23 protein-coding genes and 7 tRNA genes are annotated in these 26,459 nt (G+C 41.6%); 4 read left to right on the top strand and 26 right to left on the bottom strand.

All coding sequences use genetic code 11. The annotated features are described in order from the left end of the window. Positions 1-16 precede the first annotated feature (16 nt). The 5 genes from BKD12_RS12445 to BKD12_RS12465 all read right to left on the bottom strand — a co-directional run bounded on the left by BKD12_RS12445 (position 17) and on the right by BKD12_RS12465 (position 4,557). Positions 17-565 carry a prolyl-tRNA synthetase associated domain-containing protein gene (locus BKD12_RS12445; RefSeq protein ID WP_070089663.1) on the bottom strand — a complete coding sequence of 183 codons (549 nt, stop codon included), beginning with the start codon at positions 563-565 and terminating at the stop codon, positions 17-19. Between the two features lie 89 nt (positions 566-654). Next, positions 655-1,758, bottom strand: a complete 1,104-nt coding sequence (locus BKD12_RS12450) for a DUF362 domain-containing protein (RefSeq protein WP_070089664.1) — start codon at positions 1,756-1,758, stop codon at positions 655-657. A gap of 28 nt (positions 1,759-1,786) precedes the next feature. Next, entirely contained in the window at positions 1,787-2,398 is a 612-nt protein-coding gene (locus BKD12_RS12455) for a PepSY domain-containing protein (RefSeq protein ID WP_070089665.1), read from the bottom strand. Between the two features lie 105 nt (positions 2,399-2,503). Beyond that, entirely contained in the window at positions 2,504-3,886 is a 1,383-nt protein-coding gene (locus BKD12_RS12460; protein ID WP_070089666.1) for a sensor histidine kinase, read from the bottom strand. Beyond that, positions 3,883-4,557, bottom strand: coding sequence for a response regulator transcription factor (locus tag BKD12_RS12465; protein ID WP_070089694.1), 675 nt, complete (start codon positions 4,555-4,557; stop codon positions 3,883-3,885). Before BKD12_RS12465 ends, BKD12_RS12460 begins: the two co-directional genes overlap by 4 nt. Positions 4,558-4,648: 91 nt before the next feature. On the opposite strand from BKD12_RS12465, the gene BKD12_RS12470 reads away from it, so the two are divergent. Continuing rightward, a complete protein-coding gene (locus BKD12_RS12470; RefSeq protein ID WP_070089667.1) occupies positions 4,649-6,385 on the top strand; it encodes a DUF885 domain-containing protein in 1,737 nt (578 codons plus the stop codon). 38 nt (positions 6,386-6,423) lie between these two features. On the opposite strand, the gene BKD12_RS12475 is transcribed toward BKD12_RS12470, so the two are convergent. Continuing rightward, complete coding sequence (locus BKD12_RS12475) at positions 6,424-7,056, bottom strand: hypothetical protein (protein WP_070089668.1); 633 nt, start codon at positions 7,054-7,056, stop codon at positions 6,424-6,426. Positions 7,057-7,103: 47 nt separating this feature from the next. Further along, positions 7,104-7,628, bottom strand: coding sequence for a spore maturation protein (locus BKD12_RS12480; protein WP_070089669.1), 525 nt, complete (start codon positions 7,626-7,628; stop codon positions 7,104-7,106). A gap of 132 nt (positions 7,629-7,760) precedes the next feature. Here BKD12_RS12480 and BKD12_RS12485 point away from each other — a divergent pair, with 132 nt between their 5' ends. Continuing rightward, complete coding sequence (locus BKD12_RS12485) at positions 7,761-9,122, top strand: MATE family efflux transporter (RefSeq protein ID WP_070089670.1); 1,362 nt, start codon at positions 7,761-7,763, stop codon at positions 9,120-9,122. 49 nt (positions 9,123-9,171) lie between these two features. Then, complete coding sequence (locus BKD12_RS12490; protein WP_070089695.1) at positions 9,172-9,786, top strand: nucleoside recognition protein; 615 nt, start codon at positions 9,172-9,174, stop codon at positions 9,784-9,786. Positions 9,787-9,840: 54 nt separating this feature from the next. Here the strand turns inward: BKD12_RS12490 and BKD12_RS12495 are convergent, their stop codons facing one another. From BKD12_RS12495 to BKD12_RS12545, 12 genes are all read right to left on the bottom strand, one after another. Next, positions 9,841-11,001, bottom strand: a complete 1,161-nt coding sequence (locus BKD12_RS12495) for an AI-2E family transporter (RefSeq protein WP_070089671.1) — start codon at positions 10,999-11,001, stop codon at positions 9,841-9,843. 11 nt (positions 11,002-11,012) lie between these two features. Next, on the bottom strand, positions 11,013-13,556 hold the full coding sequence (locus tag BKD12_RS12500) for a cation-translocating P-type ATPase (RefSeq protein WP_070089672.1): 2,544 nt from the start codon (positions 13,554-13,556) through the stop codon (positions 11,013-11,015). A 370-nt stretch (positions 13,557-13,926) separates the two neighbouring features. Further along, on the bottom strand, positions 13,927-15,120 hold the full coding sequence (locus BKD12_RS12505; protein WP_070089673.1) for an amidohydrolase family protein: 1,194 nt from the start codon (positions 15,118-15,120) through the stop codon (positions 13,927-13,929). Between the two features lie 42 nt (positions 15,121-15,162). After that, a complete protein-coding gene (locus BKD12_RS12510) occupies positions 15,163-16,128 on the bottom strand; it encodes an alpha/beta hydrolase (protein ID WP_070089674.1) in 966 nt (321 codons plus the stop codon). Between the two features lie 4 nt (positions 16,129-16,132). Beyond that, positions 16,133-17,092, bottom strand: coding sequence for an ABC transporter permease (locus BKD12_RS12515; RefSeq protein WP_070089675.1), 960 nt, complete (start codon positions 17,090-17,092; stop codon positions 16,133-16,135). Between the two features lie 11 nt (positions 17,093-17,103). Then, on the bottom strand, positions 17,104-18,588 hold the full coding sequence (locus BKD12_RS12520; RefSeq protein WP_070089676.1) for a sugar ABC transporter ATP-binding protein: 1,485 nt from the start codon (positions 18,586-18,588) through the stop codon (positions 17,104-17,106). A gap of 81 nt (positions 18,589-18,669) precedes the next feature. Next, entirely contained in the window at positions 18,670-19,665 is a 996-nt protein-coding gene (locus tag BKD12_RS12525; RefSeq protein WP_070089677.1) for a sugar ABC transporter substrate-binding protein, read from the bottom strand. Between the two features lie 105 nt (positions 19,666-19,770). After that, positions 19,771-21,192, bottom strand: coding sequence for an ATP-binding cassette domain-containing protein (locus BKD12_RS12530; protein WP_176730963.1), 1,422 nt, complete (start codon positions 21,190-21,192; stop codon positions 19,771-19,773). 47 nt (positions 21,193-21,239) lie between these two features. Then, positions 21,240-22,223, bottom strand: coding sequence for a sensor histidine kinase (locus BKD12_RS12535; protein ID WP_176730964.1), 984 nt, complete (start codon positions 22,221-22,223; stop codon positions 21,240-21,242). Between the two features lie 50 nt (positions 22,224-22,273). Beyond that, the gene (locus BKD12_RS12540) at positions 22,274-23,890 is read right to left on the bottom strand and encodes a response regulator transcription factor (RefSeq protein WP_070089680.1); all 1,617 of its coding nucleotides are present in this window, start codon (positions 23,888-23,890) and stop codon (positions 22,274-22,276) included. Between the two features lie 112 nt (positions 23,891-24,002). Further along, on the bottom strand, positions 24,003-24,179 hold the full coding sequence (locus BKD12_RS16985; protein ID WP_176730965.1) for a hypothetical protein: 177 nt from the start codon (positions 24,177-24,179) through the stop codon (positions 24,003-24,005). A 433-nt stretch (positions 24,180-24,612) separates the two neighbouring features. Continuing rightward, complete coding sequence (locus tag BKD12_RS12545) at positions 24,613-24,846, bottom strand: hypothetical protein (protein ID WP_070089681.1); 234 nt, start codon at positions 24,844-24,846, stop codon at positions 24,613-24,615. A gap of 277 nt (positions 24,847-25,123) precedes the next feature. Here BKD12_RS12545 and BKD12_RS12550 point away from each other — a divergent pair, with 277 nt between their 5' ends. Further along, positions 25,124-25,351, top strand: coding sequence for a hypothetical protein (locus tag BKD12_RS12550; RefSeq protein ID WP_070089682.1), 228 nt, complete (start codon positions 25,124-25,126; stop codon positions 25,349-25,351). Positions 25,352-25,797: 446 nt separating this feature from the next. Here the strand turns inward: BKD12_RS12550 and BKD12_RS12555 are convergent. From BKD12_RS12555 to BKD12_RS12585, 7 genes are all read right to left on the bottom strand, one after another. Then, positions 25,798-25,870 (bottom strand) — tRNA-Lys (locus BKD12_RS12555). Positions 25,871-25,899: 29 nt separating this feature from the next. Then, positions 25,900-25,972: transfer RNA gene (locus BKD12_RS12560), tRNA-Phe, on the bottom strand. A 4-nt stretch (positions 25,973-25,976) separates the two neighbouring features. Continuing rightward, positions 25,977-26,050: transfer RNA gene (locus tag BKD12_RS12565), tRNA-Met, on the bottom strand. A gap of 29 nt (positions 26,051-26,079) precedes the next feature. Then, positions 26,080-26,152: transfer RNA gene (locus BKD12_RS12570), tRNA-Thr, on the bottom strand. Between the two features lie 22 nt (positions 26,153-26,174). Continuing rightward, positions 26,175-26,256, bottom strand: a tRNA-Tyr gene (locus BKD12_RS12575). A gap of 8 nt (positions 26,257-26,264) precedes the next feature. Continuing rightward, positions 26,265-26,337 (bottom strand) — tRNA-Val (locus BKD12_RS12580). 5 nt (positions 26,338-26,342) lie between these two features. Next, a tRNA-Asp gene (locus BKD12_RS12585) sits at positions 26,343-26,416 on the bottom strand. Between the last annotated feature and the right edge of the window lie 43 nt (positions 26,417-26,459).

The following is a 26,459-nucleotide window of genomic DNA, read 5'->3' on the forward strand; positions in this document are numbered from 1 at the left end:
ATCATTTTTTTCTTTACTATTTCTTTCCGTCGCTCAAGGTCACCTTGATATAATCATGGTGGACCGCTTCCAGATATTTCCCGAACACATCCTCTGTCTTCAGTTTGATGCTGGATGTATTTACACAGGGGTGACAGGCATACCAGGGACTTTCCAGGATTTCCTCGTCCACCAGCAGCTGCACACGGTTCTCCGGATCAAAGATCAGGCCCATGATGGTGGCTGATCCCGGCGTTACATTAAGGAGCCGCTCCATATCATCCCCGGATGCAAAGGACAGCCGGGACGTCGGGATCTGCTTCGACAGTTCCTTGGTCTGAAGTGATTTCCCGCCGGGCAGCACCAGGAGATAAAATGCTGTTTTCTGCCGGTTGCAAAGAAACAGATTCTTGCAGATTTCAATCTCCAGCGCCTCGTCTACTTCTTTGCACGCCTCGATAGTCATCACCGCCTCATGGTCTGCCCGAACATAATCAATATCCAGACTGTCCAGAAGGTCGTAGACCTTCATCTCCTTTTTCTCTCTGCCCTCTGCTGTTTTCGGTCTTCCCTGATATAACTTCATCCTCTGACTCTCCTCCAATGTCTCTTCCTCATATCTCTTTTAAACACATGCCGGATTTATGTATCTTCGACATCCGTACGTCCCATTCTTTAGATCTCAATCAGCTCATATTCCTGGGTGCCGATCCCGATCTTCTCTGCATGTTCCAGGCAGCTCTTCCAGTTCGTCGCAGGCGCCGAATCTGTAAAATGATCGTGGTGCACATGAGGCATCCGGTCCAGCTGGCTTTCTGCAATCACCGGCTGACGGTTCACCGCATCTGCACAGGCCCGGTCCAGCGCCACCGGATCAAAGGAGGCAAACATCCCCACATCCGGAACGATCGGAATATCATTTTCCGCATGACAGTCACAATTCGGAGACACGTCAATGACAAGACTCACATGAAAATGAGGCCGGTCCTTCAGTACCGCCAGGCTGTATTCTGCAATTTTCTTATTCAGGATATCATTTGACTCATCGTTAGACGCACATACCGCATCCTTTGGACAGACACCTATGCATCGGCCACAGCCCACACATTTATCCTGGTCGATCACAGCCTTCCGCTCCGTAATAGACGGTGCGTCATGGGCACAGATCTTTACACAGTTCCCGCATCCGATACAATTTTCCTGTTCCACATACGGCTTTCCGGCACTGTGCATCTCCATTTTCCCTGCCCGTGACCCGCAGCCCATACCGATATTTTTAAGCGCTCCACCAAATCCTGTTGCTTCATGTCCTTTAAAATGATTTAACGTCAAAAACACGTCCGCATCCATAACGGCCCGTCCGATCTTTGCTTCCTTTACATACTCTCCATCAATAGGCACCAATTCCTCATCCGTTCCCTTCAGCCCGTCGGCAATGATCACATGACAGCCGGTAGAAAACGGAGAAAACCCGTTTTTGTATGCCGAATCCAGATGATCCAGCGCATTTTTCCGCCCGCCTACATACAGGGTATTGCAGTCCGTAAGGAATGGCTTTCCTCCCAGCTCCTTTACCAGCTCTACCATAACCGCCGCATAATTGGGCCGGAGGAATGCAAGATTCCCCGGCTCCCCAAAATGCATCTTAATCGCGGTATACTTATTGTCAAAATCAATTTCTCCCATGCCCGCCGTCTTCATGAGACGTTTCAGTTTCTGCGGAAGATTCTCCTGAAAGGTCGCCTTCATACTTGTAAAATATACCTTTGATTTTTCCATGTTGTCTCCTTTTCTTACTTTTTACTTATTAATCTCTTTCTTCGCTCCATTCCAGAATCGTTCCGGAATTCGCGTCGATTTCAAAATCGTATTCCACACCGTTGTAGATAATGTCTCCTTCATATTTGTAAACTCCGTCATCATGATCCAGACTGATCCGGATATCCTGCTCCGTAGCCCCGGATACTCTGGAGAGCGCCGTTTCGATTGCCTGCTCCTGGGTAACCGCTACATTTGCGCTGTTTGCAGTCCCTGTTCCCTGGGAAGTATTGTTCTGTGCGTTCTCTCCATTATTCTGGGCAGTTCCCTGATCGTCGTCCTGTGTCCCGTTCTGGACATTCCCCTGCGCCTGAGTGCCGTCATCCTGATTTTCAATATCGGAACTTAAAATCGATCCATCCGCTGCCGCAACCTCGTATTCATATCCGGTATTATCCACATCAAAACGGATCTCATATACCTTCTGTCCATCGTCTCTGTCTTCCGAAACCTGAAGCCTTGTCGTGTCGGATTCACTGACTCCTGCATCGTTAAGCGCCGCTTCCAGGGCTGCGTCTCTTCCGATATCCTTTCCTCCGCATCCTGCGACTGTTCCTACAACTGCTACTGTTAAAATTGCTGCTGCCAATAATCTTTTCATACCTTTGTTCTCCCTTCATTTTCATTTATTTATATAGTTGTTTTGTTCTTGTTGATGTTACTATATACCACAAAGATTAAAAAAAGATTAAAGGATCAGATTTTTTTATTTTTCTGTCCGGGGCAATTCAAAAATAAACCGGCTGCCTTCTCCTTTCCGGCTCTCTGCCCGGATTTTCCCGCCATGCATTTCCACAATCCATCTGACCATAGATAACCCAAGCCCGGAATGACTGCCCTTAGTCCTGGCTGCATCCTCCCGGTAGAACCTTTCCCAAATGTGGGGAAGCGCATCTTCCCGGATCCCGATTCCGTTATCCTCCACCACACCGATAATGCATTGATCCTTCTCCGTCAGAGAAACATGGATCTTTGACTGCCCCTCCGGTTTCCGGTAAGCCACGGCATTGGAGATCAGATTTCCCAGCATCCGGATATATAAAGTCTCGTCCGCCCTTCTTTTGATCCCCGGCTCCACCTCTGACGTCAACAGGACAGGAAGCCCCTGCTCCCTGATCAGGAACTTACGCTCCTCTACCACCATTTCCGTCAGCTCGCTCAAATCCAGCTCTTCCATCTCCAGAGGCTGCCTCCCCTGATCTGCCCTGGACAGAAACAGAAGCTGGCTGATCATCTCTGCCATCTCTTTTGCCTTCTTTTCAATCAGACAAATCTGCTCTCTTTGTTCCTCTGTCAGAGTCTCATCCGTAAGGCAGGCCCCGCACTGTGCAATGATCACGCTGACCGGCGTGCGAAGCTCATGGGACACATCCGAGGTAAACTGTTTTTCTCTCCGGAAAACCTCATCCAGCTGCGAAAGCATCTCATCAAAGGTTTCCGCCAGATGGTAAATCTCGTCCCTGTTTTTCCCTCCGCTTTCAGGAAGTCCGATCCGCCTGGAAAGATCCGCGTCTGCCCGGATCTCCTGAACCGTATCCGTAATCCTCCTGACCGGAAGCAATGTCCTTCTGGTAAATCGATAGCCGATAAATGCCGTTGCCAGAGTAAGTCCCGGAAGCAGGATCAGCGCAAACCGCATCGTTACCCGATAACTTGTTTTCGCATCTGTTACAGACGTAATCCCCCGGATATATACCGTCTGGTCAGCGGACAGACGAAATGACATATCATATACATACCACTGTGTATTTCCCTCCCGGAGCTTACGGATCTGACCGTCTTTGATCTCCGGCTCGGAATCAAATCCATGTGGGATCCTTCCCATCAGGAAATACCCGGTCTCGTCATAGAGAGACAGATAGACATCCGACTCCACCGAATAAAAATCCGTCTCCACCGCCGGAACATTATCCCGCAGTATAACCGCGTCCGCACTATTCTGGACCCGGTGGGTAAGCCTATCCTGGACCGTTGCCAGCAGTTCCCGGTTACTCAAAGAAAAAAGGATCGCCAACGCCGCACAGGTCACCAGAAGCATAAAAAAAGTATACAAAAGTGTCAGCTTAAGCTTTAATGTCAACCGCTTCATAGATCTTCCCTCAAAACATATCCGGCGCCCCGCACGGTATGGATCAGCTTTTTCTCCTGCCCGTCATCAATCTTTCTCCTGAGATACCGGATATAGACATCGATTACATTGGATCCTCCCGAATAATCGAAATTCCACAGATGCTCCTCAAGCCTCTCTCTGGAAAGTACGATTCCCTCATTCTGTACCATATACCGGAGAAGTGCAAACTCTTTTCCCGACAGGGAAATCTCTTTTTCGCCCCTTAAAACCTGGTGCGTATCCATGTGCACCTCCAGATCACCTACTCTGTAGCAGGTCTTCGGCGCTTCCTCCGGTTTCCTTAAAAGAACCCTTATCCTTGCCAGCAGTTCCTCATATGCAAAGGGCTTGATCAGATAATCATTCGCTCCGGCATCCAGACCTGTCACCCGGTCCTCCACGCTGTCCCTGGCAGTCAGAAGCAGCACCGGCGTCTGATTTTTCTCTCTCCGTATTGTCCTTAACACGGTAATCCCATCCTTCTTCGGCATCATGATATCCAGCACCACCGCATCATACTGTGCGCTCCTTAAATACTCCAGGGCCTCTTCCCCGTCAAAACAGGAATCCACGCTGTAATGCTCTGCCTTTAACCGGGCACTGATAATTTTATTCAAATCCTTCTCATCTTCCGCGATCAAAATCCTCATGATCCTCATCACCTCATTGTTTTTAGTATAGTAGAACCGGTCTGAATTGTAAAGTTCCGCATATATATGTAAAAAACAAGGAATCTTTCTCATGTCAAAAAAACGTATTGCACTGATCCTGTCCTCCCTGCTTGGGATTTTTCTGATTTCCGCCTGTATTCTCTGGCACTGTTCGCAAAGCGAGGACAAACGTTTTGAAGCTTTTCTTTCTTCTTTTTTCTGCCAGGAATTATCCGGCAACAGTCTGACGCTCCACTATACCCTGAAGGATCCTTCCGCCTACGGCCTGGAAGACGTCCCCCCTTCTCTGGGAAGCTTTAGCAGCGACAGCACAGAATATGGCCTTTCTCTGGAAAACACCATAAAAAGAGTTTCTTCTTTTGACAGGAGCCGCCTCTCTTCTGAAAACCAGCTGACCTATGACGTGCTCCTGGATTATCTGAATACCTCTCTGAAAGGCGCCCCTTACTTATTGTATAACGAACCTCTGACGCCTCTGACCGGTATACAGTCCCAGCTGCCTATCCTTCTGTCGGAATACCCCTTCTATGACAGACAGGATGTAGATTCCTATCTTGCTCTTCTTTCCTGCATACCGGATTATTTCAATGAACTTCTTGTATTCGAACAGAAAAAATCTGACGCCGGCTTCTTCATGTCCTCCTCCTGTCTGGATAGTATCCTGGAGGAATGTCAGACCTTTCTCTCGCTGGGAGACAACTGCTACCTCTACGACACCTTCCAGGAGCGTCTGAAAACCCTTAACCTTTCCGATTCCGACCGCAAGGCATATATTAAGGCCCATCAAAAAGTCATGGAAGCCTCTGTTTTTCCTGCCTTTCATCTCCTGGAAGAAAATCTGCCGGCCCTGAAAGGCTCTGACCATGAATCCGGAGGCTTGTGCCATCTTCCCGGGGGCAAGGATTATTACCAGACTCTTGTTCTTTCTGAGACAGGAAGCGGGCGTACCATTCCGGAGCTAAAGGAACTGACCGTCCGCCAGATGAATGAGGATCTTCTGGCTATCCAGGATATTTATGCCTCCATGCCCGAGAACCCGTCGGTTTCTTCGGATCTTTTGAAGGGACAGGGATATTCCTTCGAGGAGTCCAACCCGGCGGCGATCCTGGCCGGTCTGGAACAGAAGCTCTCCGATAATTTTCCGGCTCCCCCTGATGTTTCCATCCAGATCAAATATGTCCAGGAATCTATGGAGGAAAACTTAAGTCCCGCTTTTTATATGATCCCGCCTGTCGATCACTCCTCGGAAAATGTGATCTACATTAACCGGGGACACATGCCGGATGATCTGACGCTTTTTACCACTCTGGCTCATGAGGGCTATCCCGGCCATCTGTACCAAACCACTTACTATGCCTCCTTAGATCCTGACCCTGTCCGCAGTTTGCTGAACTACGGCGGATATACGGAAGGATGGGCTACTTACAGCGAAATGATCAGCTACTACTATGCCCCTCTCCCAAAAGAAACGGCCACACTGCTGCAAAAAAACAGTTCACTGATACTGGGGCTTTATGCCCTTGCAGACATAGGCATTCATTTTGAGGGATGGGCCCTTACAGATACCGTGGCCTTCTTTCAAAGCTACGGCATCACCGACGTGGCCACTATCCGGGATATTTACGAACTGATCGTGGCCGATCCTGCCAACTACCTGAAATATTACATTGGCTATACCGAATTCCTGGATCTGAAAAGGGACGCTGTCAGTCTCTGGGGAGAAGCTTTCTCTCAAAAACGTTTCCACCAGGAAATTCTGGAACTCGGCCCCGCATCCTTTGACCTGCTCCGGGAATATATGCTCTAAGCATGCACAGACAACAGGAAACGCCTGCAGGCGCCGCCTTACTGGGGCATCATGGTATCTGCGATTTTCTGCATATCAGCATCGCTGATCCCATAAGCCCCGCTGGCGTCCTGTGCTACAGTAATTTCTACGGTTTCTTCTTCTGCATAGGAAACGCCGTCAATGGCTCTTCGCATGCTTTCCGTCAGCACCCTGGTAAATCCTTCGGCCGTAGAAGGATCTTCTCCCTGGCTCAGCATTTCCTGCGTCACGTCTGAAGAGTGCTGTTCCAGAGTCTGATAAATATTGACCGGTTCAATAGTCACCGGAACCTGATAGCTCTCATCCTTGTTTTCTTCGGCCTGTCCCACCTCATAGCGCATCAGCTTGTCCATTTCCGCAAGAAGCGCCCGGTACTCATCCTTTCCTTCCTCTGTCATCCCATCGATATCGGAAAGCTCCGCCTCCACCTGTGCGTCCACACTTTCTTCAATTTCCTCTTTAGCGTCTTCTACAGATATATCCCTGTATCCGGCATATTCCTCATACTCTCCATGATAATTGGCATCCAGTACACTTTCCACATACCCGGACGCATCAAAGGGTTCGGCTTTGCCGCATCCGCCAGACATCAGCCCTGCTGCCAGGAGCATAACCGGCCAGACCATATTTTTTCTAAATGTTTTATCCATAGGCTCTCCTCCTTTTTTCAATCATATCACGTATCTTTGGTTCCCCGCTACATCTTTCCAGCCAGTACCACACTGGCAGCCAGACCGGCGATAGTCGCAAGGAGGGCTCCCGGCAGTGTATACCGGGTCTTTGTGATCTTTGCCGTCATAAAATACACGCTCATGGTGTAAAAAATAGTCTCTGTACAAGACATGCTGATAGATGCCGCCAGTCCGATAAAGGAATCCGTACCAAATTTTTTATAGAGATCCAAAAGGAGGCCTGTTGCCGCAGATGAGGAAAACATTTTTACCAGAGACAACGGGACCAGCTCACCAGGAAATCCTATCCCCGCAGTTACCCTTCCAATCCCTTCTGCCAGAAAATCCAGAAAACCGGAGGCTCTTAAAATTCCCACTGCCACCATAAGGCCGATCAGAGTCGGCATGATCCGGATCACAGTCAGAAAGCCCTCTCTTGCTCCCTGTATAAAAGTATCATAAACCTTCACGCCTTTTGCAACTCCGTAAGCCACAATGCCAAGGATCATAAATGGTACGATCAGGTCTGTTATATATAGGAATATTTTCACGTATAGATCCCTCTGTTCTAAAAGTATCCGTTATATGATTTATATGAGAGATCCGCCTCCCTTATGATTGAAAATCTTCCGGGAAAGGAATATACTGCTAATGAGAACTTTTAGATATTGTGGTGATTTTTCATGGAGCATACATCAACAGAAAAGCGGGACTTCGGAGTCGGAAGCGTTTCCGCCGCCATCTTAAGGCTGGCAATACCTATGACGTTTGCACAGCTTATCAATGTATTGTACAGCGTGGTAGACCGTATCTACATCGGACACCTTCCCCATACCTCTACAGAAGCACTGACAGGTATCGGCCTGACTCTTCCTGTTATCACTATCGTTACCGCTTTTGCTAATCTGTTCGGGATGGGCGGAGCTCCTCTTTTTTCTATGGAAAGAGGACGAGAAAATACTGACAAGGCCCGGACGATCATGGGAAATTCTTTTGCCCTGATCCTTATTTTCGGTCTGCTTCTCTCCTTGCTTTGCTATCTCTTCAAAGAACCGCTTTTATATTTATTCGGCGCCAGCGATACGACCTATCCTTATGCGGACGCATATCTTTCTATTTACCTCCTGGGGACTATATTCGTCATGATCAGCCTTGGCATGAACAATTTTATCAATGCCCAGGGCTTTGGTGTGATGGGGATGCTGACTGTATCCATCGGCGCTGTTTTAAACCTGATCCTGGATCCTGTATTTATTTTCATATTTGGCCTGGGAATCCGGGGCGCCGCTGTGGCTACCGTTATTTCTCAGATGATTTCCGCCCTCTGGGTCTTAAAATTTCTTACCGGCAAAAAGGCACTGATCACCCTGAGCAGAAGATCCATGCGGATCAAAAGGCGTCTGGTCAGGGACATTACCACCCTGGGACTGTCCGGATTTATCATGTCCATTACGAACGGTGCCGTACAGATCATCTGCAATGCTACTTTGCAGAATTACGGCGGCGATCTGTATATAGGGATCATGACCGTCATCAATTCAGTACGGGAGATCGTAAATATCCCTGTAAACGGATTCACTAACAGTGCTCAGCCTGTAATGAGCTTTAATTATGGCGCCCAAAAATATGGACGTGTAAAATCCGCGATCCGGTTTATGACTATTTTTTGCATCGTGTTTACTTTGATTGTCTGGGCTCTGATCTTTTTCTTCCCCCACTTTTTTATCCAGGTTTTCAATAGTGACCCGGCTCTTCTGGATAACGGGATCCCGGCGCTGCATGTTTATTTCTTTGGCATTTTTATGATGGCTTTGCAGTTTTCCGGACAGTCTACCTTTGTGGCTCTTGGCTATTCCAGGCATGCCATTTTCTTTTCCCTTTTGAGAAAGGCTGTCATCGTGATCCCTCTGACCATATGGCTTCCTACAGTGGGAAATCTTGGCACTACGGGCGTTTTCCTGGCAGAGCCTATCTCAAACTTTATAGGCGGTACCGCCTGCTTTGTGACAATGATGTTCACTGTATGGAGAAAGCTGGATGCATGATCCGGTTCCAGACCGCATATCCTGTAAGAAAAGACAGGAGTCTTTTTCTATGCTGAATTATCTCTGGGCCGGCATGATCCTCATAGGAATCGTCTATGCCTCTTTTGCCGGACGTATCCCCGATATCACAAACGCAGCCATTGATTCGTCAAAGGAAGCCGTCTCTTTATGCATTACTATGATGGGTGTTCTCTCTATGTGGATGGGACTGATGAAGATTGCCGAAAAAGGAGGGATCATCGCCCAGGCCTCCCTGAAGCTTAAGCCGCTCATCCGCTTTCTCTTCCCGAACCTTCCCTCCGGACATTCTTCAGAAGAATACATCGTTACCAATTTTATCGCTAATTTCCTTGGACTTGGCTGGGCAGCCACTCCAGCCGGACTAAAAGCCATGGAAGAGCTGGGAAAGCTGGAGGATGACCGCAGGAAGGCACGCCTTCCCGGTCCTGTTCGCAGCCTGGGCATTGCCAGCAATGAAATGTGTACTTTCCTCATTATCAACATCTCTTCTCTGCAGCTTATTCCCGTAAATGTTATCGCCTATCGCAGCCAGTACGGCAGCGTAAACCCGGCTGCCATCGTAGGAGCAGGGATATTAGCTACAACAGTAAGTACTGGCGCCGCGGTACTGTTCTGTAAAATAATGGACCGAAAACAGCGATAAAAAATCCCCTGCACCTCTTAGGCGCAGGGGATTTCTGGTTATATCTTTAAAAAATTACTCAATGTCATCTGGTTCCATCTTCTTCTGCTTCAGCTTCAGATATACCACTTCCCGGAACAGAGCATATACCACAGACACGATCGGGATAAAGATCAGCATCCCCACAACACCCATCAGGCTGCCGCCGATGCTGACCGCCGCCAATACCCAGATAGACGGAAGACCTACAGATCCTCCTACTACGTGAGGATAGATCAGATTCCCTTCTATCTGCTGCAGCACCAGGAATAGTACAACGAATCCCAGCGCCTGCACCGGATTGACCATAAAGATCAGAAATGCTCCGATCACGCAGCCAATAAATGCTCCGAAGATGGGGATCAGTGCGGTAAATGCGATCACTACGCCTACCAGAAGCGCATAGGGAAGACGGAAGACCGTCATTGCAACCACAAACATACTTCCCAGGATCACCGCTTCCACACACTGTCCGGTCAGGAAACTGGAAAAGGTCTTGTAGGTCAGGGATAAAACCTCCAGCGTCGCTTCTGCCTTTCCTTTTTTCATAAAGGCAAACATCACGCGTTTACACTGCCTTGTCAGCTTTTCTTTCTGAAGCAGGATATAAATGGCAAACACAAAAGCAATGAAGAAAGTCGTAAGTCCGCTGACAATGCTTCTTGCCGCCGTGATCGTAGAATTTAAAACATCTCCGGCTCCGCGTGTAAAAAAGCTGAGTCCCGTATCCATAATCTTATTCCAGTTAAATTCCAGCCCATTGATCCAGGAAACAATATCCGGATTGTCCCGGAATATGCTGGTGGCCCACTCTTGAAGCCTGGGGATAAATGCCTGGATATTTCTTCCAAGATTGACAAATGTATCTCCCAGCTGCGGGATCAATACCAGCATGACCAGTGCGATCACTCCGATTACTGAACACAGTGCCAGCAGCATGCTCACCGGACGCGCCATCTTTTTCAGATACTTATGTCCTTTGATCCTGTCCGGATTGAAGAGGTGTCTCTGAAAAAAATTCATTGGCACATTCAATACAAAAGCAATCGCTCCGCCCAAAATAAACGGATAGATCACATGGATCACGAAATTGATGCCGTCCAGTACAATATCATACCGCCAGAAGCACAGCACCACCAGTGCCGCAAATACGATCAATCCTCTGATTCTTTTTACTGTTTCCTGATTAAATTCCATATATCATCATCCTATTTTATATGTTCTCTGATCCATTTCATCAGCTGAATGATCGGAAGATTCAGAAGCGCCAGTCCATATACGATCAGGAGATGGCTTCCGTCCAGAGTCTGTACACTGAACAGATTGTGCAGTCCCGGTATCATCAGTACGCCTGTGATCAGCAGCAGTCCCAGTACGAACGCACCGATCAGATAAACATTATTGAAAAATCTGTTTGTAAAGATAACTGGTTTGTTGGATTTACAGTTAAATCCATGTACCAGCCTGGATGTACATAATGTACCAAAGGCCAGTGTGCTTCCAAGAAGGCTTCCGCTTTCGTTCAGACCGATCAGGAATGCGATCGTCGTCATAGCTCCAATACATAAACCTTCTGTTCCGATCCGCAGCAGATAATCCTTGGTCAGGATAGATTCGTTCATCGGACGCGGTTTCTCTGACATTACATCCTTTGAATGTGGCTCAAGTCCCAGTGCGATCGCCGGAAGACTGTCTGTCAGAAGGTTGATAAACAGCAGATGTACCGGTGCAAATGGAACCGGAAGACCTACGATAGATGCAAACAATACCGTAAGGATCGCTCCAAAGTTTCCTGACAGCAGGAACTGAATGGAATACTTAATATTTCTATACAAGTTACGTCCGTTTTCTACTGCCTTTACAATAGTTGCAAAGTTATCATCTGTCAAGACCATAGCTGCCGCATCTTTGGAAACCTCTGTTCCCGTGATTCCCATTGCCACGCCAATATTCGCCTGTTTCAGAGCCGGGGCATCGTTTACTCCGTCACCTGTCATAGCCACGATATTGCCGCGCTCCTGCCATGCCCGCACGATACGGATCTTATGCTCCGGTGAAACACGGGCATATACAGAAATCTTCGGAACAAATTCCTGCAGTTCCTCATCAGACATGTCTTCGATCACTGCGCCCTCACAGGCCTCAGACTCATCTTTCAGGATACCGATACGTTTTGCGATCGCCGCCGCTGTTACCTTGTGGTCGCCGGTGATCATGATCGGCTTGATACCCGCCTCAATACACTCTGCAACCGCTGCCTTTGATTCCTCTCTCGGCGGATCCATCATAGCTACAAGGCCAAGGAAGGTCAGATCATTTTCGTCTTCGAGCGTAATAGCTCTGTCATCTTCCATTTCTTTATAGGCAAATGCCAGCACACGCAGGCCGTCTCTGGAGAACTCCATGTTCTGCGCCTCGATCTGCGCTTTCTTTTCCTCCGTCATCGGCTCTACCGTTTCGCCGGTACGGATTCTGGTCATCCTGGTCAGAAGGACGTCTACAGCTCCTTTGACCACCATGGTATGTTTGCCTTCCAGGATATGAGCAGTGGACATCAGTTTTCTGTCACTGTCAAAAGGAATTTCTGATTTTCTCTCATATACGTCACGGACTTCCAGCGCTTCTCTTCCTAATTTACTTCCAAGATTGATAAGCGCTGTCTCCGTCGGATCTCCGATCTCCTGTCCATTTGTATTGGTGGAATCGTTACACAGGATACTGAAATTTAAAAGCCTTTCCTGATTTGCATCATTCAGATCGATATTAGCAGCCGGGATTCTTTTTCCGTCTACATAGTAATCTTCTACAGTCATCTTGTTCTGTGTCAGCGTTCCTGTCTTATCAGAACAGATGATAGATACACTTCCCAGACCTTCTACAGCCTGGAGCTTACGGATGATCGCATGCTCCTTTGCCATTTTCTGTGTTCCAAAGGACAGCACGATAGTCACGATAGAGCTTAACGCCTCCGGAATAGCTGCAACCGCAAGAGCTACTGCAAACAGGAATGCGTCTCCCGGCTGATCTCCTCTGAAGATACTGATACCGAACAGGATCGCACAGAAAACGATGATCAGAATAGAAAGCTTCTTTCCAAAGTCGTCCAGATTGATCTGAAGCGGAGTTCTCTTTTCCGAGGTACTTTTTAACAGACTTGCAATCTTTCCTACCTCTGTTCCCATACCGATCGCCGTAACCTCATATGCCGCACGGCCATATGTGACAAAGCTTCCGGAAAACACCCGGTTGGTCTGATCTCCAAGCGCGGCTCCCTCCGGTACCTCATCCAGGGATTTTTCTACAGATAAGCTCTCTCCGGTAAGAGCGCTTTCATCCACCTTCAGGCTGGCACATTCTATCAGTTTACCGTCTGCCGGAACACAGTCACCTGCCTCTAACAGCACCCGGTCGCCAATCGTCACTTCTCTGGAAGGAATCTGTTTTACAACGCCGTCACGGATAACCTTTGCTTCCGGCGCGGACATCTGCTTCAGGGCGTCCAGCGACTGCTCCGCCTTCAGTGTCTGCACGGTTCCGAGGATCGCGTTCATCGTGATCACGACAAGAATTACGATCGCACTCTCAAAGTCGCCAAGGAATCCGGATACGATTGCCGCAATGATCAGTATAATAACAAGAAAATCTTTATACTGTTCCAGAAATATCTGCAGCGTGCTTTTCTTTTTTCCTTCTACCAGCTCATTAAAACCATATTTTTCCTGGTTTTGTCTGGCCTGTTCACTTGTTAACATGTTTTCTTCTCCTCTCCTTCTTGCAATAGGATAAAAAAAAGACCCCTATTGCACAATTTTTTCATGCAATAAAAGTCTCACCTTTTCATTGCGATACGGATGACGGATCATCGTATTGACGTATTCGCAAACGTCAGAAACATATATCATGTCTGACGCAAGTTACTCCCTTTTATCTTTAACTACTATACAAGAAAATATTTGCGCTGTCAATCACAAATTCTCAATAATCACAAGCATAAGATTTATTATAGGATTGCCAGTAAACTAATTTTCTAATCATCTTTATAATATCAAAACTCTCTATTAAATAAATGGTGCGGGAGCAGCTACTTTATGCCCCCGCACAAAAGGAAGACGTCTATATCCATTAAATATGATATAGCATTTTTGCATTTTCACGAAAAATTTTTTCAGACAATTCTTTGCCTTCCTGAACCGTTAAAAAATCGTCTTCAATCAAGTCAGATAAAGCCTTTGCCACAGCATGCCGCCCAGCCAGATATGCCCCAAAACTTTCTATAATTGTCCAGGAATCACATCCCCATGTGATAGCATCTGCTTTCCCTGTTTCTAATAATTGTTTAATAAAATATACTGCTGTGCTGGTAGAGATGCTTGGAAGCCAGCATATATCTGCATATATATTCGGAAAGTTATGAATCAATGCCAATGCATCATCTGTCCATGGAAAGCTTCCATGAAACAAAATAAATTGTGTGTCTGGATTTTTGCTAATTACTTCTTTTAGTAACATGGCATTACTTCCTTCTAAGTTTCCAAGACCGGTATGATTTTGAAAAGGAATATTATACTTAGCAGCTATTTTACATATGTGAAAATAGATATAATCCTGAAAAGCAATAATATCTTCTACTTTTGCATTGGGATTTTGATACCCTTTTTCCGCTTCCTCATATGTACGTTCTTTAAAACAAATAGATCGATCATACGGAAGCGATGATTTCAATGCTACACAGCCAGCTTCCTTTTTTTCTACTATTTTCTCTTCTATTTTCCCCAAATATCCCTTAAAATCAAGATCCTTGGGCCAATTATAATTTAAAAATGGATTATTTCCATTATCGTCTACCGTATCTATCTGATATCCAAATAGAAACTGATTAATACGGAATGTCGGGGTGAATAAATCCGGATCTCCTAAATCTGTACCAGGATTCCAGTATCCATCCAGTATAATTTTGTCGTAATGGCATACATTCCGTAAAAAGCCATTATCTGAAGATACCTTTTGCGATAATTCTTTAATTTTTTCATCGAACCAAGGATAATTCTCCTCGTCAAAGCGCTTTTGCGTATTAAAAATAGTCTGGAGACTTTTTTCAATCCAAAAAAAGTAAGAGTTATGCCTTAAACTTCTTATAAAATTTGTCGCCTTTTCTTTTGTTCCATCCCATTCCTTATGACACCAGCCCAGATAAGAATGCTCGATCAAATCTTTGATACTTGCTGGAAATCCTTGCTTCTGCGGAAGCTTATGGCAATGTGTATTGATAATAGATATTGTATCAATATATTGTATTAGTTCAGAATATGCGGACACTTTTATCCCTCCTGTCATCAGGTATTCCAAAATAATCCATCTTTACCTTTGAATGAATTCGATTGCTATGTTCATTGCTTCAAAACTCTTGCCGTAAGTCTGATTTAAAAACCCATGAACCATCCCTTTCATAATATGATACTCTACTTCCACATTAGAGTCTTCCAACTTCGCCGCATACTGGAGTCCCTGATCTAATAGCGGGTCACATTCTGCAGAAATGAAACATGCTCTTGGAAGACTTGACAGATTTTCGGAAAGCAAAGGTGATGCAAGAGGATCACGTTTTTCTTCCTCTTCATTAAAATAAGCTCCCATGGGATTATTCATGCAATTATATTCTAAAAAATATCCCGTTTGATAATATCGTTCCGAATCTGTTATCTCATCTTCTATATTTGTCGTTAATGGATAAAATAAAATCTGGTTCCTGATTTTAGGCCCTCTCTGGTCTCTCGCCATCATAGATACAACTGTTGCAAAGTTTCCTCCAGAGCTATCTCCGCATACACTTATATTGTTAGAATCCCCATGATATTTTTCAATATTTGCTGCTGTCCATATCAGAGCATCATATGCTTCCATAAGACCTTTCGGAAATTTGTATTCTGGGGCCAGATCATAATCAGGGGACACAATTACTAAGTTTCCATAGGCTGACAGATATCTACATACATATTCATAGACTTCTATATTGTTCATAGAAAATGCTCCTCCATGATAAAAGACTACCACGGGGTTTTTTTCTCCATTCGCCGGCATATATATTTTTGTGCGTATATTTCGTTCTGATAGCTGACACCAAACCTCCTCTGTCTTTACTTGCATAATCTTTTTATAGCAGCTGCACTTTTGATATGCAGCTGTCATACCTGCCAGGGATTCATAATTATTTTTTACTCTCCACTCTTTTGGATTTTCCATATCTAAGATCTGTGGTGGTAAAATCTCTACTTCTGGGGCAACCTCTCCATAATCAGGAATCAAAAATTTTCGATATCTTTTCATAAAATTATGCCGCCTTCTTTCTTCCTGTTAAACTTTTTTGGATTCCATCCAGGCAGACTGCTCCTAAGAAAATACACCCACGGATAATCAGCTGATAATATTCACTAACATTTAAAATTGTCATGCCATTTGTCAAAACACCAATTATCAATACGCCACATACAGCCGTCGATATTTTTCCTTCTCCTCCAGTCAGACTAACTCCTCCAATAACCGCAGCCGTCAGACAATCCATTTCATAGTTCTTTCCTGCTGTTGGCTGGCCGGAACTAATTCTTGCTAACATAATAATTCCTGCTAATCCTGATAAAAATCCACCAATTGCATAAGTTGTAATTTTTAATTTTGCTGTATTGATTCCTGAAAGTCTTGCTGCCTCTTCATTACTTCCTATTGCATAAAAATGCCTTCCTATATAAGTTCTATTCAGTGTCACTGCTGCAATAATAATTACAATCACAAATACAATAACCGGCCACGGAACTGGACCCACATATCCTTGTCCTATGATCTTTGCCTCAGAAGGCAAATTCGATACAGGCATTCCTCCGCAGATCAAATATGCAACGCCTTGTAAAATAATCTGCATTGCAAGAGTTCCTATCATCGGAAATATTCCTGTTTTAACAATAACGGCACCAGTTAATGTTCCGATCAATGTTGTCACACAAAGTCCAAATACATATGCCTGAAATAATCCCCATCCAAAACTGGTCAAAAGCACTGCGACCAAAACAGACTGCAACGAAATAACAGAACTAAGCGACAGATCAATTCCTCCTGCAACCATAACAAATAGTAATCCTATTGTTGCAATTCCCATAATGGATGACTGACGTACAATAGTAAACATATTTGACATTGTTAAGAATGAATCGGGACTTAATATACCAAATAATATAATCAAAAATAGTAAAATCACTAACACAAAATATTGTTTAATAAAACTTTTTACCCTGCTCATACTCTCTCCTCCTATGCTGTAATATTCGATGCATACCGCATGATCTTGTCTTGTGAAAATTCTTCTTTTGACAATTCTCCTACAACTTTTCCTTCTGCCATAACTAACATTCGATCAGACATACCCATAATTTCCTCCATCTCTGATGAAATCATCAATATCCCTAATCCTTCTTTCGTTAACTGATTTATCAGTTCGTAGATTTCTTGTTTTGCTCCGACATCAATTCCCCTTGTCGGTTCATCTAAGATTAAAACTTTTGATTCACTTGCCAACCACTTTGCAACTGCTACTTTCTGTTGATTTCCCCCTGATAAATTTCCTACCAGTTGATTTATAGAAGGTGTCTTTATATGAAGAGCATCTTTATATTTCTCTACACAAGCGTTCTCTTTTTTTCTATCAATAAATAAAAAATGAGACAATCTTTTCAAGATCGGTAATGTAATGTTCCAGCGTATGGACATTTTTAGTAATACACCCTGATTTTTCCGGTCTTCGGAGACATATGCTATGCCTTGCTCTATTGCATCTTTAGGAGAATGTATCTCTACTTTTTTCCCTTTTATGAAAATCTCTCCTGAAAATTTTTTGTCCGCTCCTATGATCAGTCTGGCAATTTCTGTTCTTCCCGCCCCTACTAATCCTGCTAATCCTACAATTTCTCCTTTATGTACACAAAATGAGGTTTTTTGATTGGATGGCCCACATAAATCTTTAATTTCTAAAATTTTTTCTCCACATTCTACTTCCCTTACTGGATATGTCTCTGTTAATTCTCGGCCAACCATATCATAAATTAATTGGTTCTTCGTGATATCTTTTGCTGGTACCGTTTTTATTACTTCTCCATCCCGCATAACAGTAATAGTGTCTGACAGTTCAAAAATCTCGTCCATTCGATGGGATATATATATAATCGAGACCCCTTTTTCTTTCAATTTTCTAACCAGCTTAAATAATACATCTACTTCATTTTCTGTTAATGGCGCTGTTGGTTCATCCATGATCAGTAACTTAACATTTTTGGCTAATGCCTTTGATATTTCTACCAACTGCATATATGCAACAGTTAAATCTTTAATTCTTGTTCCCGGTCTAATATCTGTATTTAATGATTTTAAAATTTCCAATGTACTATCGGTCAGCTTCTTTTTATCTATAAATATCCCTTTATTTACCTTTGTGCCCATATAGATATTTTCTTCTACCGTTAATTCTGGCGCCAGGTTAAATTCCTGGTAAATTGCTTCTATTCCAATTTCGCTAGATAAAATAGGGTTCAATTCTGTATATTTTTTCCCAAGGTATATAATCTCTCCTTCATCTGGAGTAATTGCTCCTGTTATGGCCTTTATTAGCGTAGATTTCCCAGCCCCATTTTCCCCTACTAAAGCGTGCACTTCTCCTTCTTTTACCGAAAAAGAAACTTTATCGAGCGCCACTACACCCGGATATCTTTTTGTCACATTTTTTATTTCTAATATGTTACCCATACGTTTGTCACCGTCCTAATTTATATTAAGGAAAAACGAGTGGTATAGCATTGCTGATCTATACCACTCGTTTTCGTTAAACTATTCCTGCTCTGCTATAATTTCTTCAACATTATCCTTCGTGACAGCTTTCATTGGGAAATAAAGTTCTCTTTCTTCAACTTCTCCTTTTTCAGCAAGTTCTACAGCCATATCAATAAAACTATGAGCATTTGGAAGCATCTCTGTACTTACAGTTCCTCTGAAAGTTCCTCCCGCCTGTAATGCAGCTAACGCATCTTCTACAGCATCTCCTCCAAACATTCCAAGGTCATCTCCTGTAATACCTGCTGCATTAAAAGTTTCATATACTCCCAGAACTCCCGCATCATTAATGCCGACAACAACATTCAAATCTGGGTTTGACTGTACCCATGCATCTCCTACATCCACACCTTCTGGCGTATAGCCTGCTTTTGCAGAAACTACAACTTCTGCATTAGGTGCTAATTCATCTAATGCTGCAAGAATTCCTTCCTCTCTTGTAACCAAGAATGGATAATCTGGATAATTACATACACCTACTTGTACAGTTTCCGACTCATCAAAATTTTCATTAATCCATTCACATGCATTTTTTCCGATTTCATATCCGTATTTGTAATTATCGACCCCAATAAATCCGGATGTTCCTTCTATGTCTGAATCATACGAAATAAACTTAACACCCGCTTCTTCTGCACTTAAAGCCGCATCCTTTAATGCATCGGCATCTGTTACATGGCAAATAATAGTATCACAATTAGACTGAACAAAATTTTCAATTCCAGTAATTTTATCGCCAATCTCTGGACACTCTGTTGCAGTAAATGTAACACCTATTTCTTCTGAATACTCTTCGAGTTCTTGAACTAGATGTGCAAAAAAAGCATCTGACATGTCACTGATAACAAACCCAACTTTTACATCTTTTTCTCCACTCTCACTGCTATCTGTCTCTTCTTCGCTTCCGCCAGAACTACCACATGCTGCCAAAGAGACTGTCATCATACCGATAAGACCTATTGATAACAATTTTTTTACCGTTTCCTTTTTCATCCCATTTCCTCCTTACATTGTAACTGCATGTGTTCTTGAATTAAATTTATTATAGCAACATGGCGATACAGCAACAATGTATCAAATTTTGGAAAAAGTGTACTTTTATTGGAATACTTTCAAAAATGACGCTCTCTCTACTTCCTGATAAATTCTGTTTTTTTCTACAACTAAAATACGGTCACATAATAAAATCAAGTCGGATACGCTTGCACTACTCAATATCATTCCAGTTCCTTGACTACTAAATTTCAATAAAATCTCACATAATTGTTTTCTTGAAATTGGATCCAGTCGAAGAAAAGGCTGAAAACAGAACAATATCTTAGGCTTCGCAAATCCTAATCTATAATAGACAACCCTCATTGCATCTCTTCTGCTTATCTCTCTCATACTTTTATAAGTTACATTATTCTCAAACAGTTCTTCTCCCATTCTATTCACATATTTTTGCACTCTTCTATTAATAAAATATTTCCCTTTCGCAGTTTTCTGATAAGCAGATATTTCCAGATTCTCTTGAAGAGACAAATCAGGGAATATAGACAACTGATATGCGTTTCCGTCTACTACTGCAATTTTACTCTTTAACAGCTTATATTCTGCATCTGTTTTTATTTCTTCATCTTCTATAATAAATTTCCCTTGATATTTCTTTTTACCAAGTAATATTTTTTTTAATTCTCGGCTGAATTTATTTTGAATATCATAGATACCAAGAATTTCACCCTTTTTACATTCAAAGGATAGTTCATTAAAATAATTATTTTTTATATTTTGAATCGAGATTGCATTTTCTTTTCTTACAGAGGTAACTCCTTCATAATTCTCAAGATATTGTTTTCCTGTTGTTAGACTTCTTTTGATTTTTTCTTTTTCGTAGTCCTCCTTATAAAACAGCATTCCATTTTTCCCGTTTCGAATAACAACTATCTTATCTGCTGCTTCCGTAATGCTATCTGGATAATTATTAATCCATAATATAGAAATTCCTTCTTTTTTAAAAAGGTTCAATATTTCTAATATCTGATGAATTTTATCTAAGGAATAATCATCCAGGATATCGTCTACAACTATCAATTTTGCTCGTTTCACATATGCCCTCGTAAATCGTAAAATACAGCGTTCATATGGTGTAAGATTTTTTGCCTTTTTCCTAGGATCAATTTTTACATTAAATTGATCAAATATTTTCTTTGTTTGTTGTTCCATTTTCTTTTTAGATACACTAAATTGAAAATAGTTTATTTTTTCAATAATATATATATTTTCTGCGACCGTAAGATCAGGAATAATCAAATCATAGTTTCCAATTAAAAAAATTCCATTTACTCTTTCTACTGGCAGAGACTCTTTTCCAATTTTATACTGCTTTCCGTTGAACCAAACATCTCCGGAATCAATAAATTCCTTTCCTGATAAAATTGCATAAAGCTCCTCTTTTCCGCTTCCTTCCAAGCCGATTAAATTTATGATTTCCCCACTCAAGATTTCCAAAGAAAATTGATTTAAAATCAAATTTCCCATTTTCTCTTTTTTTATTTTCCTTAACGACAGTATTGATCTTTTCATTTTTAATTCATATAGTCCTCTTTTTGATACAGGAGTGGCATCTGAATAAGAACCTGAGTTCCTTCTCCTATTTCACTAGTTACCAATATGTATGCTCGTTTTCCCCAATATAATTTCAGTCTCTTTTTTATATTTTGTATTGCTACTCCATTATGTTTTTTTGATACATCGTCATTTTCAAAATCATAATCACTATTTAGTTCATCTACCTTTTCCTGTGTCATTCCTAACCCATCATCTACCACATGTATTATTAAGCTTTCTTCTGATTCTGTAATATGAATCTTAATAGTTCCAGGTCCCATTTTCAATTCTAGGCCGTGATAGATAGCATTTTCTATGATAGGCTGAAGAATCAGTTTCGGGATATAACAATTTCCTACTTTATCTTTCTCAGTATCATGATATACGATTTCGCAAAAAATTTTATCACCAAATCTGTTTTTTTGAATGTTAAAGTAATTCATACAATTTTTGAGTTCATCTTTTAAAAACACGAATGCTTCTTTCCGGCTAATATTGTATCGAAAATAATTTGCTAGAGATGCCGTCATTTCTGCGATTTTTTTATCACCTTTAATTAAGGCTTCTCCCCTTATAACCTCTAAAGTATTATATAAAAAATGCGGATTGATTTGATCCTGCAGATTATTAATTTCTGCATTTTTCATCAGAATCTCAGCATTTTTTTGTTTTATGGCCATTGTATCTAGAGATAAAATAATTTCTTGTATTTCTTGTATTAGATCTTCCTTGCTTCCACTCCGATAATTTAACTTTAATTCTTCATTTTTTCTATATTCTTCTACCAATTTTTGGAGTTCCAAATTAGGCAGATAAATATTTATATATATTAAATAAAAATAAGCAATCAATCCTGCCAAAACGATTCCAGTCATCCCTATCTTTATTAAAAGATTATGGCTGGTATATATCATTATCGCAAATATCATATCTGTTATGATCAAGGCAATTCCATAAAACATATATTTTTTTATTTTTCCTACTGAATAATTCCGCATTTTTATAATATCCTTTACGAGTACAGTTTTCTATATTCTGATGGCTTCAAACCGATTTGTTTTGCAAATTGTTTACTAAAGTATCTTGAATCCTGATATCCTGACTGTAATGCTACATCATTAATACTCATATTCGTTTCAACAAGCATTTTACATGCTTTTTCTATCCTACAACATACTAAATATTCCGAATACGTCATTCCTGTTTCTTTTTTAAAGATAGAACTTAAATATGAGGAATTCATGTCTACAAGCTGTGCAAGCTGTCCAAGGTTTATTTCTTGCATAAAATTTTCTTCAATATACTTTTTTACAATACGAATCGGTTTAATATCTTTTTCTTTCTTTTCTTCTATAATATGTAAAACTGCAAAATTAATAAAATTTTTGGTTTCATCTATCAACATTTTTTCAGAATACCCATTATCAATTTTTGTATTCCACTGCTTCAACCCTTCTACATATTTTTCGTCATAAAAATTCTTCTTTTTGCAATAATCTGTAAGTGTTTCCACATATGAAATTAAGATATCAAAAAAAAGAACTGGTGAATACTGTTTACTGTCAAATCTTATTTCTCTTATTGCTGTAGATAAACAGTCCTTTGCAGCATCGATATCTTCAGCTTCAATTTTTGATAAATAGTTTTGCTTCTTTGCTGGAGTAATTATTTTATCAATTTCATAGGGAGCAAACTTATAACTTTCATAATAAATAATACCCGTAGTTGGAATACTGATTCTATATTTAATTGCATCTACAGCAGTCTGCAGGCAAATTCTGGCATCCAAAAATCTATTGCTTTTTTTACCTACTCCTAAAAAGACAAAAAATTCTTTAAATTTATCCACATCCCTTTTTATATCATCATATAACTCTTCTATTTTTTGCTTTATTACTACTTCCTGATCTACTTGATAATTCATTAATACTATAATTCCAGAATGAACTCTTGTAGTAATATACTCTTCACATACCTCCTCTAATAAGGTGACCTTTTTTTCAATTTTATCAATAATAGAATTATTCCCGTCTTCTACCTCTTTTTCGGTATCTAATTTTACAAATACGGCCTGAAAGATTCCTTCTTTAAAACTCGTATTATACTCTGTATTAATTGTTTGATGATCCGCTGTTCCCTCTGTTTCAAAGTTTTGTTGAGACAGTATTGAAGTTAAAAAACGTTTTTTCATTTTATCTCTAGCTTCTTTTACCTCTAATTTCAACTCTTTTTCATAAATATCATGTGCTTTCTTTTTTTGTATAGTTTCTTTAATTTCCTGAATAATTTCTAATAATTTCTCTTCTTCGATAGGTTTAAGTAAATAATATTTTACTCCATATTTCATGGCATTTTGGGCATATTCAAACTGCTTAAATCCACTAATCATAACAAACTCGGCTTCTATACCTGCCTCTTTGATACGCTTAATTAATTCCAATCCATCATATCCCGGCATACGTATATCTGATATAACAATGTCTGGTTCCTTTGTAATGATCATCTCAAATGCATCTATTCCTGTATATGCCATTCCAACAATCTCTATATCCAAAGCTTTCCAATCTAATAATTGTGAAATAAGAGAACAAATCATCTTTTCATCATCTGCGATTACTACCTTTAACATATCTACTCCTGACCTTTCTTAAATTGCCTTTTATTATATCATTATCTTTTTATCTTTCATAGGAGCAAAAAAATACCATTCTGACAAATGAATGGTATATATAATGATGTATTCAATTTTCAATATCATTTTTATCCTTCACAATACTCAGTCCCTTCACCTCAAAGCAGGTGATCCATGGATATTCCACATAGTTGACAGATACCGTTTCTGCCCGTGAGACACCTTCTGCCGGATAGTACACGTTCCCCAGTTCACTCTGGTCCGCGGTATATCCCTTTTCCCGCATTACGTCCTCTTCCTCGTCGGTAAAGCTTACCGATACCTCCAGCCTCGGAGGCGCACATCAACTGGTAATCTCTTCGACGTTCAGAACCACATGGCGCCAGCCATACTTCTCCATGTATTCCTTGGCATTATCATTTAAATAGATCATAATACGGCCACCTTTCTAACTACAAACGCCATTACTCTTGAAGTATACCACTTTACAATGTTTTTGAAAACTGTATAAGCTATTCCAGCCTACTGTTCTCCCAGCACAGATTCAAACCGCTCCACTCCTTATATCAATTATGAATTATTTTTAGATATCTATGGCGATACATTTAATCAGATGAATGGCTTTCTCCTTAATTATTCACTATATTCGGGAAATCAGCATTTGTTTCAGCTCCTAAAATGGGTATAAAAATATCTCTCAGTTCTAAAAATGAATGGTATTAGTATTTCAATCCCTGTGGGATTTCTTTATCTGTTTTTAACCCTTCTGGAACTTCCATCCGTGATATGTGATATCCTCTCATACAATCGTTGCACCAAATCATCATATGTCCCAGTCTCTTTTCCGGTATAACTATAGTGCAATTATAATCCGTATTTTCACTTCCGCAATATGGACACTTACCAGGACTTTTCCCTTTTGCTATATTTTCAATATTTTTTCCCCATTTCATAGGTCATACCTTCTTTCTAGTTATATTATACCAGAAATCTTTGAATTTAAATGCCACTTTCTCCATCTCATTGAAATCAAGAAATACTAGCGAAAGAGAATCCTTAACGCAAATGCATATTACTGGATACTTGTAAGGAAACTGGCAAAGGTACTTGGCATGAGTAATTCTGAAATATTCAACTGTAGTCTGGGAACCGTTACAGGTTTATGTGGAATGAACTGTTGCCATTGGTGTGAACCATTTATCAAAGACATATCTGTTCGGAAGTATATGAATGAATTCAAAGTTTTTTATGGATTGCAGCGAAGGCAGGGAGATTGAAACCGATGAAATATCCGGTGAGGATATATCTGGCTGGCTGATTCCGATGAGCCAGGTCCTTGAATTTGAAAAAGAGTGGAGAAAGGAAGAATCTAAATTGGATGCTTGGGATGATCGGCTTCGCATTGCCGAATGGAACAAATCCGGAGCTAAGATTACCATAAACTTTTCCAGATACTAATACCATTCATTCTTCGGAGTGAGTGGTATTTTTATATCCGTTTTTAGGAGATAATGTTCGAAAAGGAGTATTATGGAAAAGATGCAGAAGTTACGATGACGAAATCAGAATTAGAAAGTATGCTTGTTAAAATGGAAGAATATAGATAGGACAGAGGTACGGAATAAAGCAAAAATGAATCAGAGATTAATCACATTAAGTGAACTGATAAAGCTTTTAACAGATAAATTGAAAAACGGTGATGCTGGTAGGGATTCTAAATAAGATAATGTTGAACGTTTATAAGCATATTGCCATTAAAAAAGCAACATCAGCAATAGACTACGCCTCATGATACGAAAATGACACAAATAAAACGGGCTACTTGGGGGCTCTTAACTGGATTCATATAAAACAAAAATGGCTAAACCTCTTGTAAGTACTGAGTTTGAGCCACTTTCAAAAACTGAGCGTGCGGGGATTCGAACCCCGGACAACTTGATTAAAAGTCAAGTGCTCTACCACCTGAGCTACACGCCCAAAATAAACTATTTTCTAGGTAAAGAAAATGCCCAGAGCCGGAATCGAACCAGCGACACGAGGATTTTCAGTCCTCTGCTCTACCAACTGAGCTATCTGGGCGAAATTGCGGGGGCAGGATTTGAACCTACGACCTTCGGGTTATGAGCCCGACGAGCTTCCAGACTGCTCCACCCCGCGATATTTAATTTTTGTCTTTTTCAAGACAAAGCCGATGATCGGACTCGAACCGATAACCTGCTGATTACAAATCAGCTGCTCTGCCAATTGAGCCACATCGGCCTACTAGAGATCTAACGGCTAATGGATGGAGAAGGATTCGAACCTTCGAAGGCGTTGCCAACAGATTTACAGTCTGCCCCCTTTGGCCACTCGGGAATCCATCCATATTGTATGGGGCCTATAGGGCTCGAACCTATGACCCTCTGCTTGTAAGGCAGATGCTCTCCCAGCTGAGCTAAGACCCCATAAACGACCCAGAAGAGACTCGAACTCTCGACCTCCGCCGTGACAGGGCGGCGCTCTAACCAACTGAGCCACTGGGCCATTTCAGAAGATATCAATGTATCTTCAAAACTGCATATAAGAA

It is taken from the genome of Merdimonas faecis (genome assembly GCF_001754075.1).
In the GTDB taxonomy this organism is placed as follows: domain Bacteria; phylum Bacillota; class Clostridia; order Lachnospirales; family Lachnospiraceae; genus Merdimonas; species Merdimonas faecis.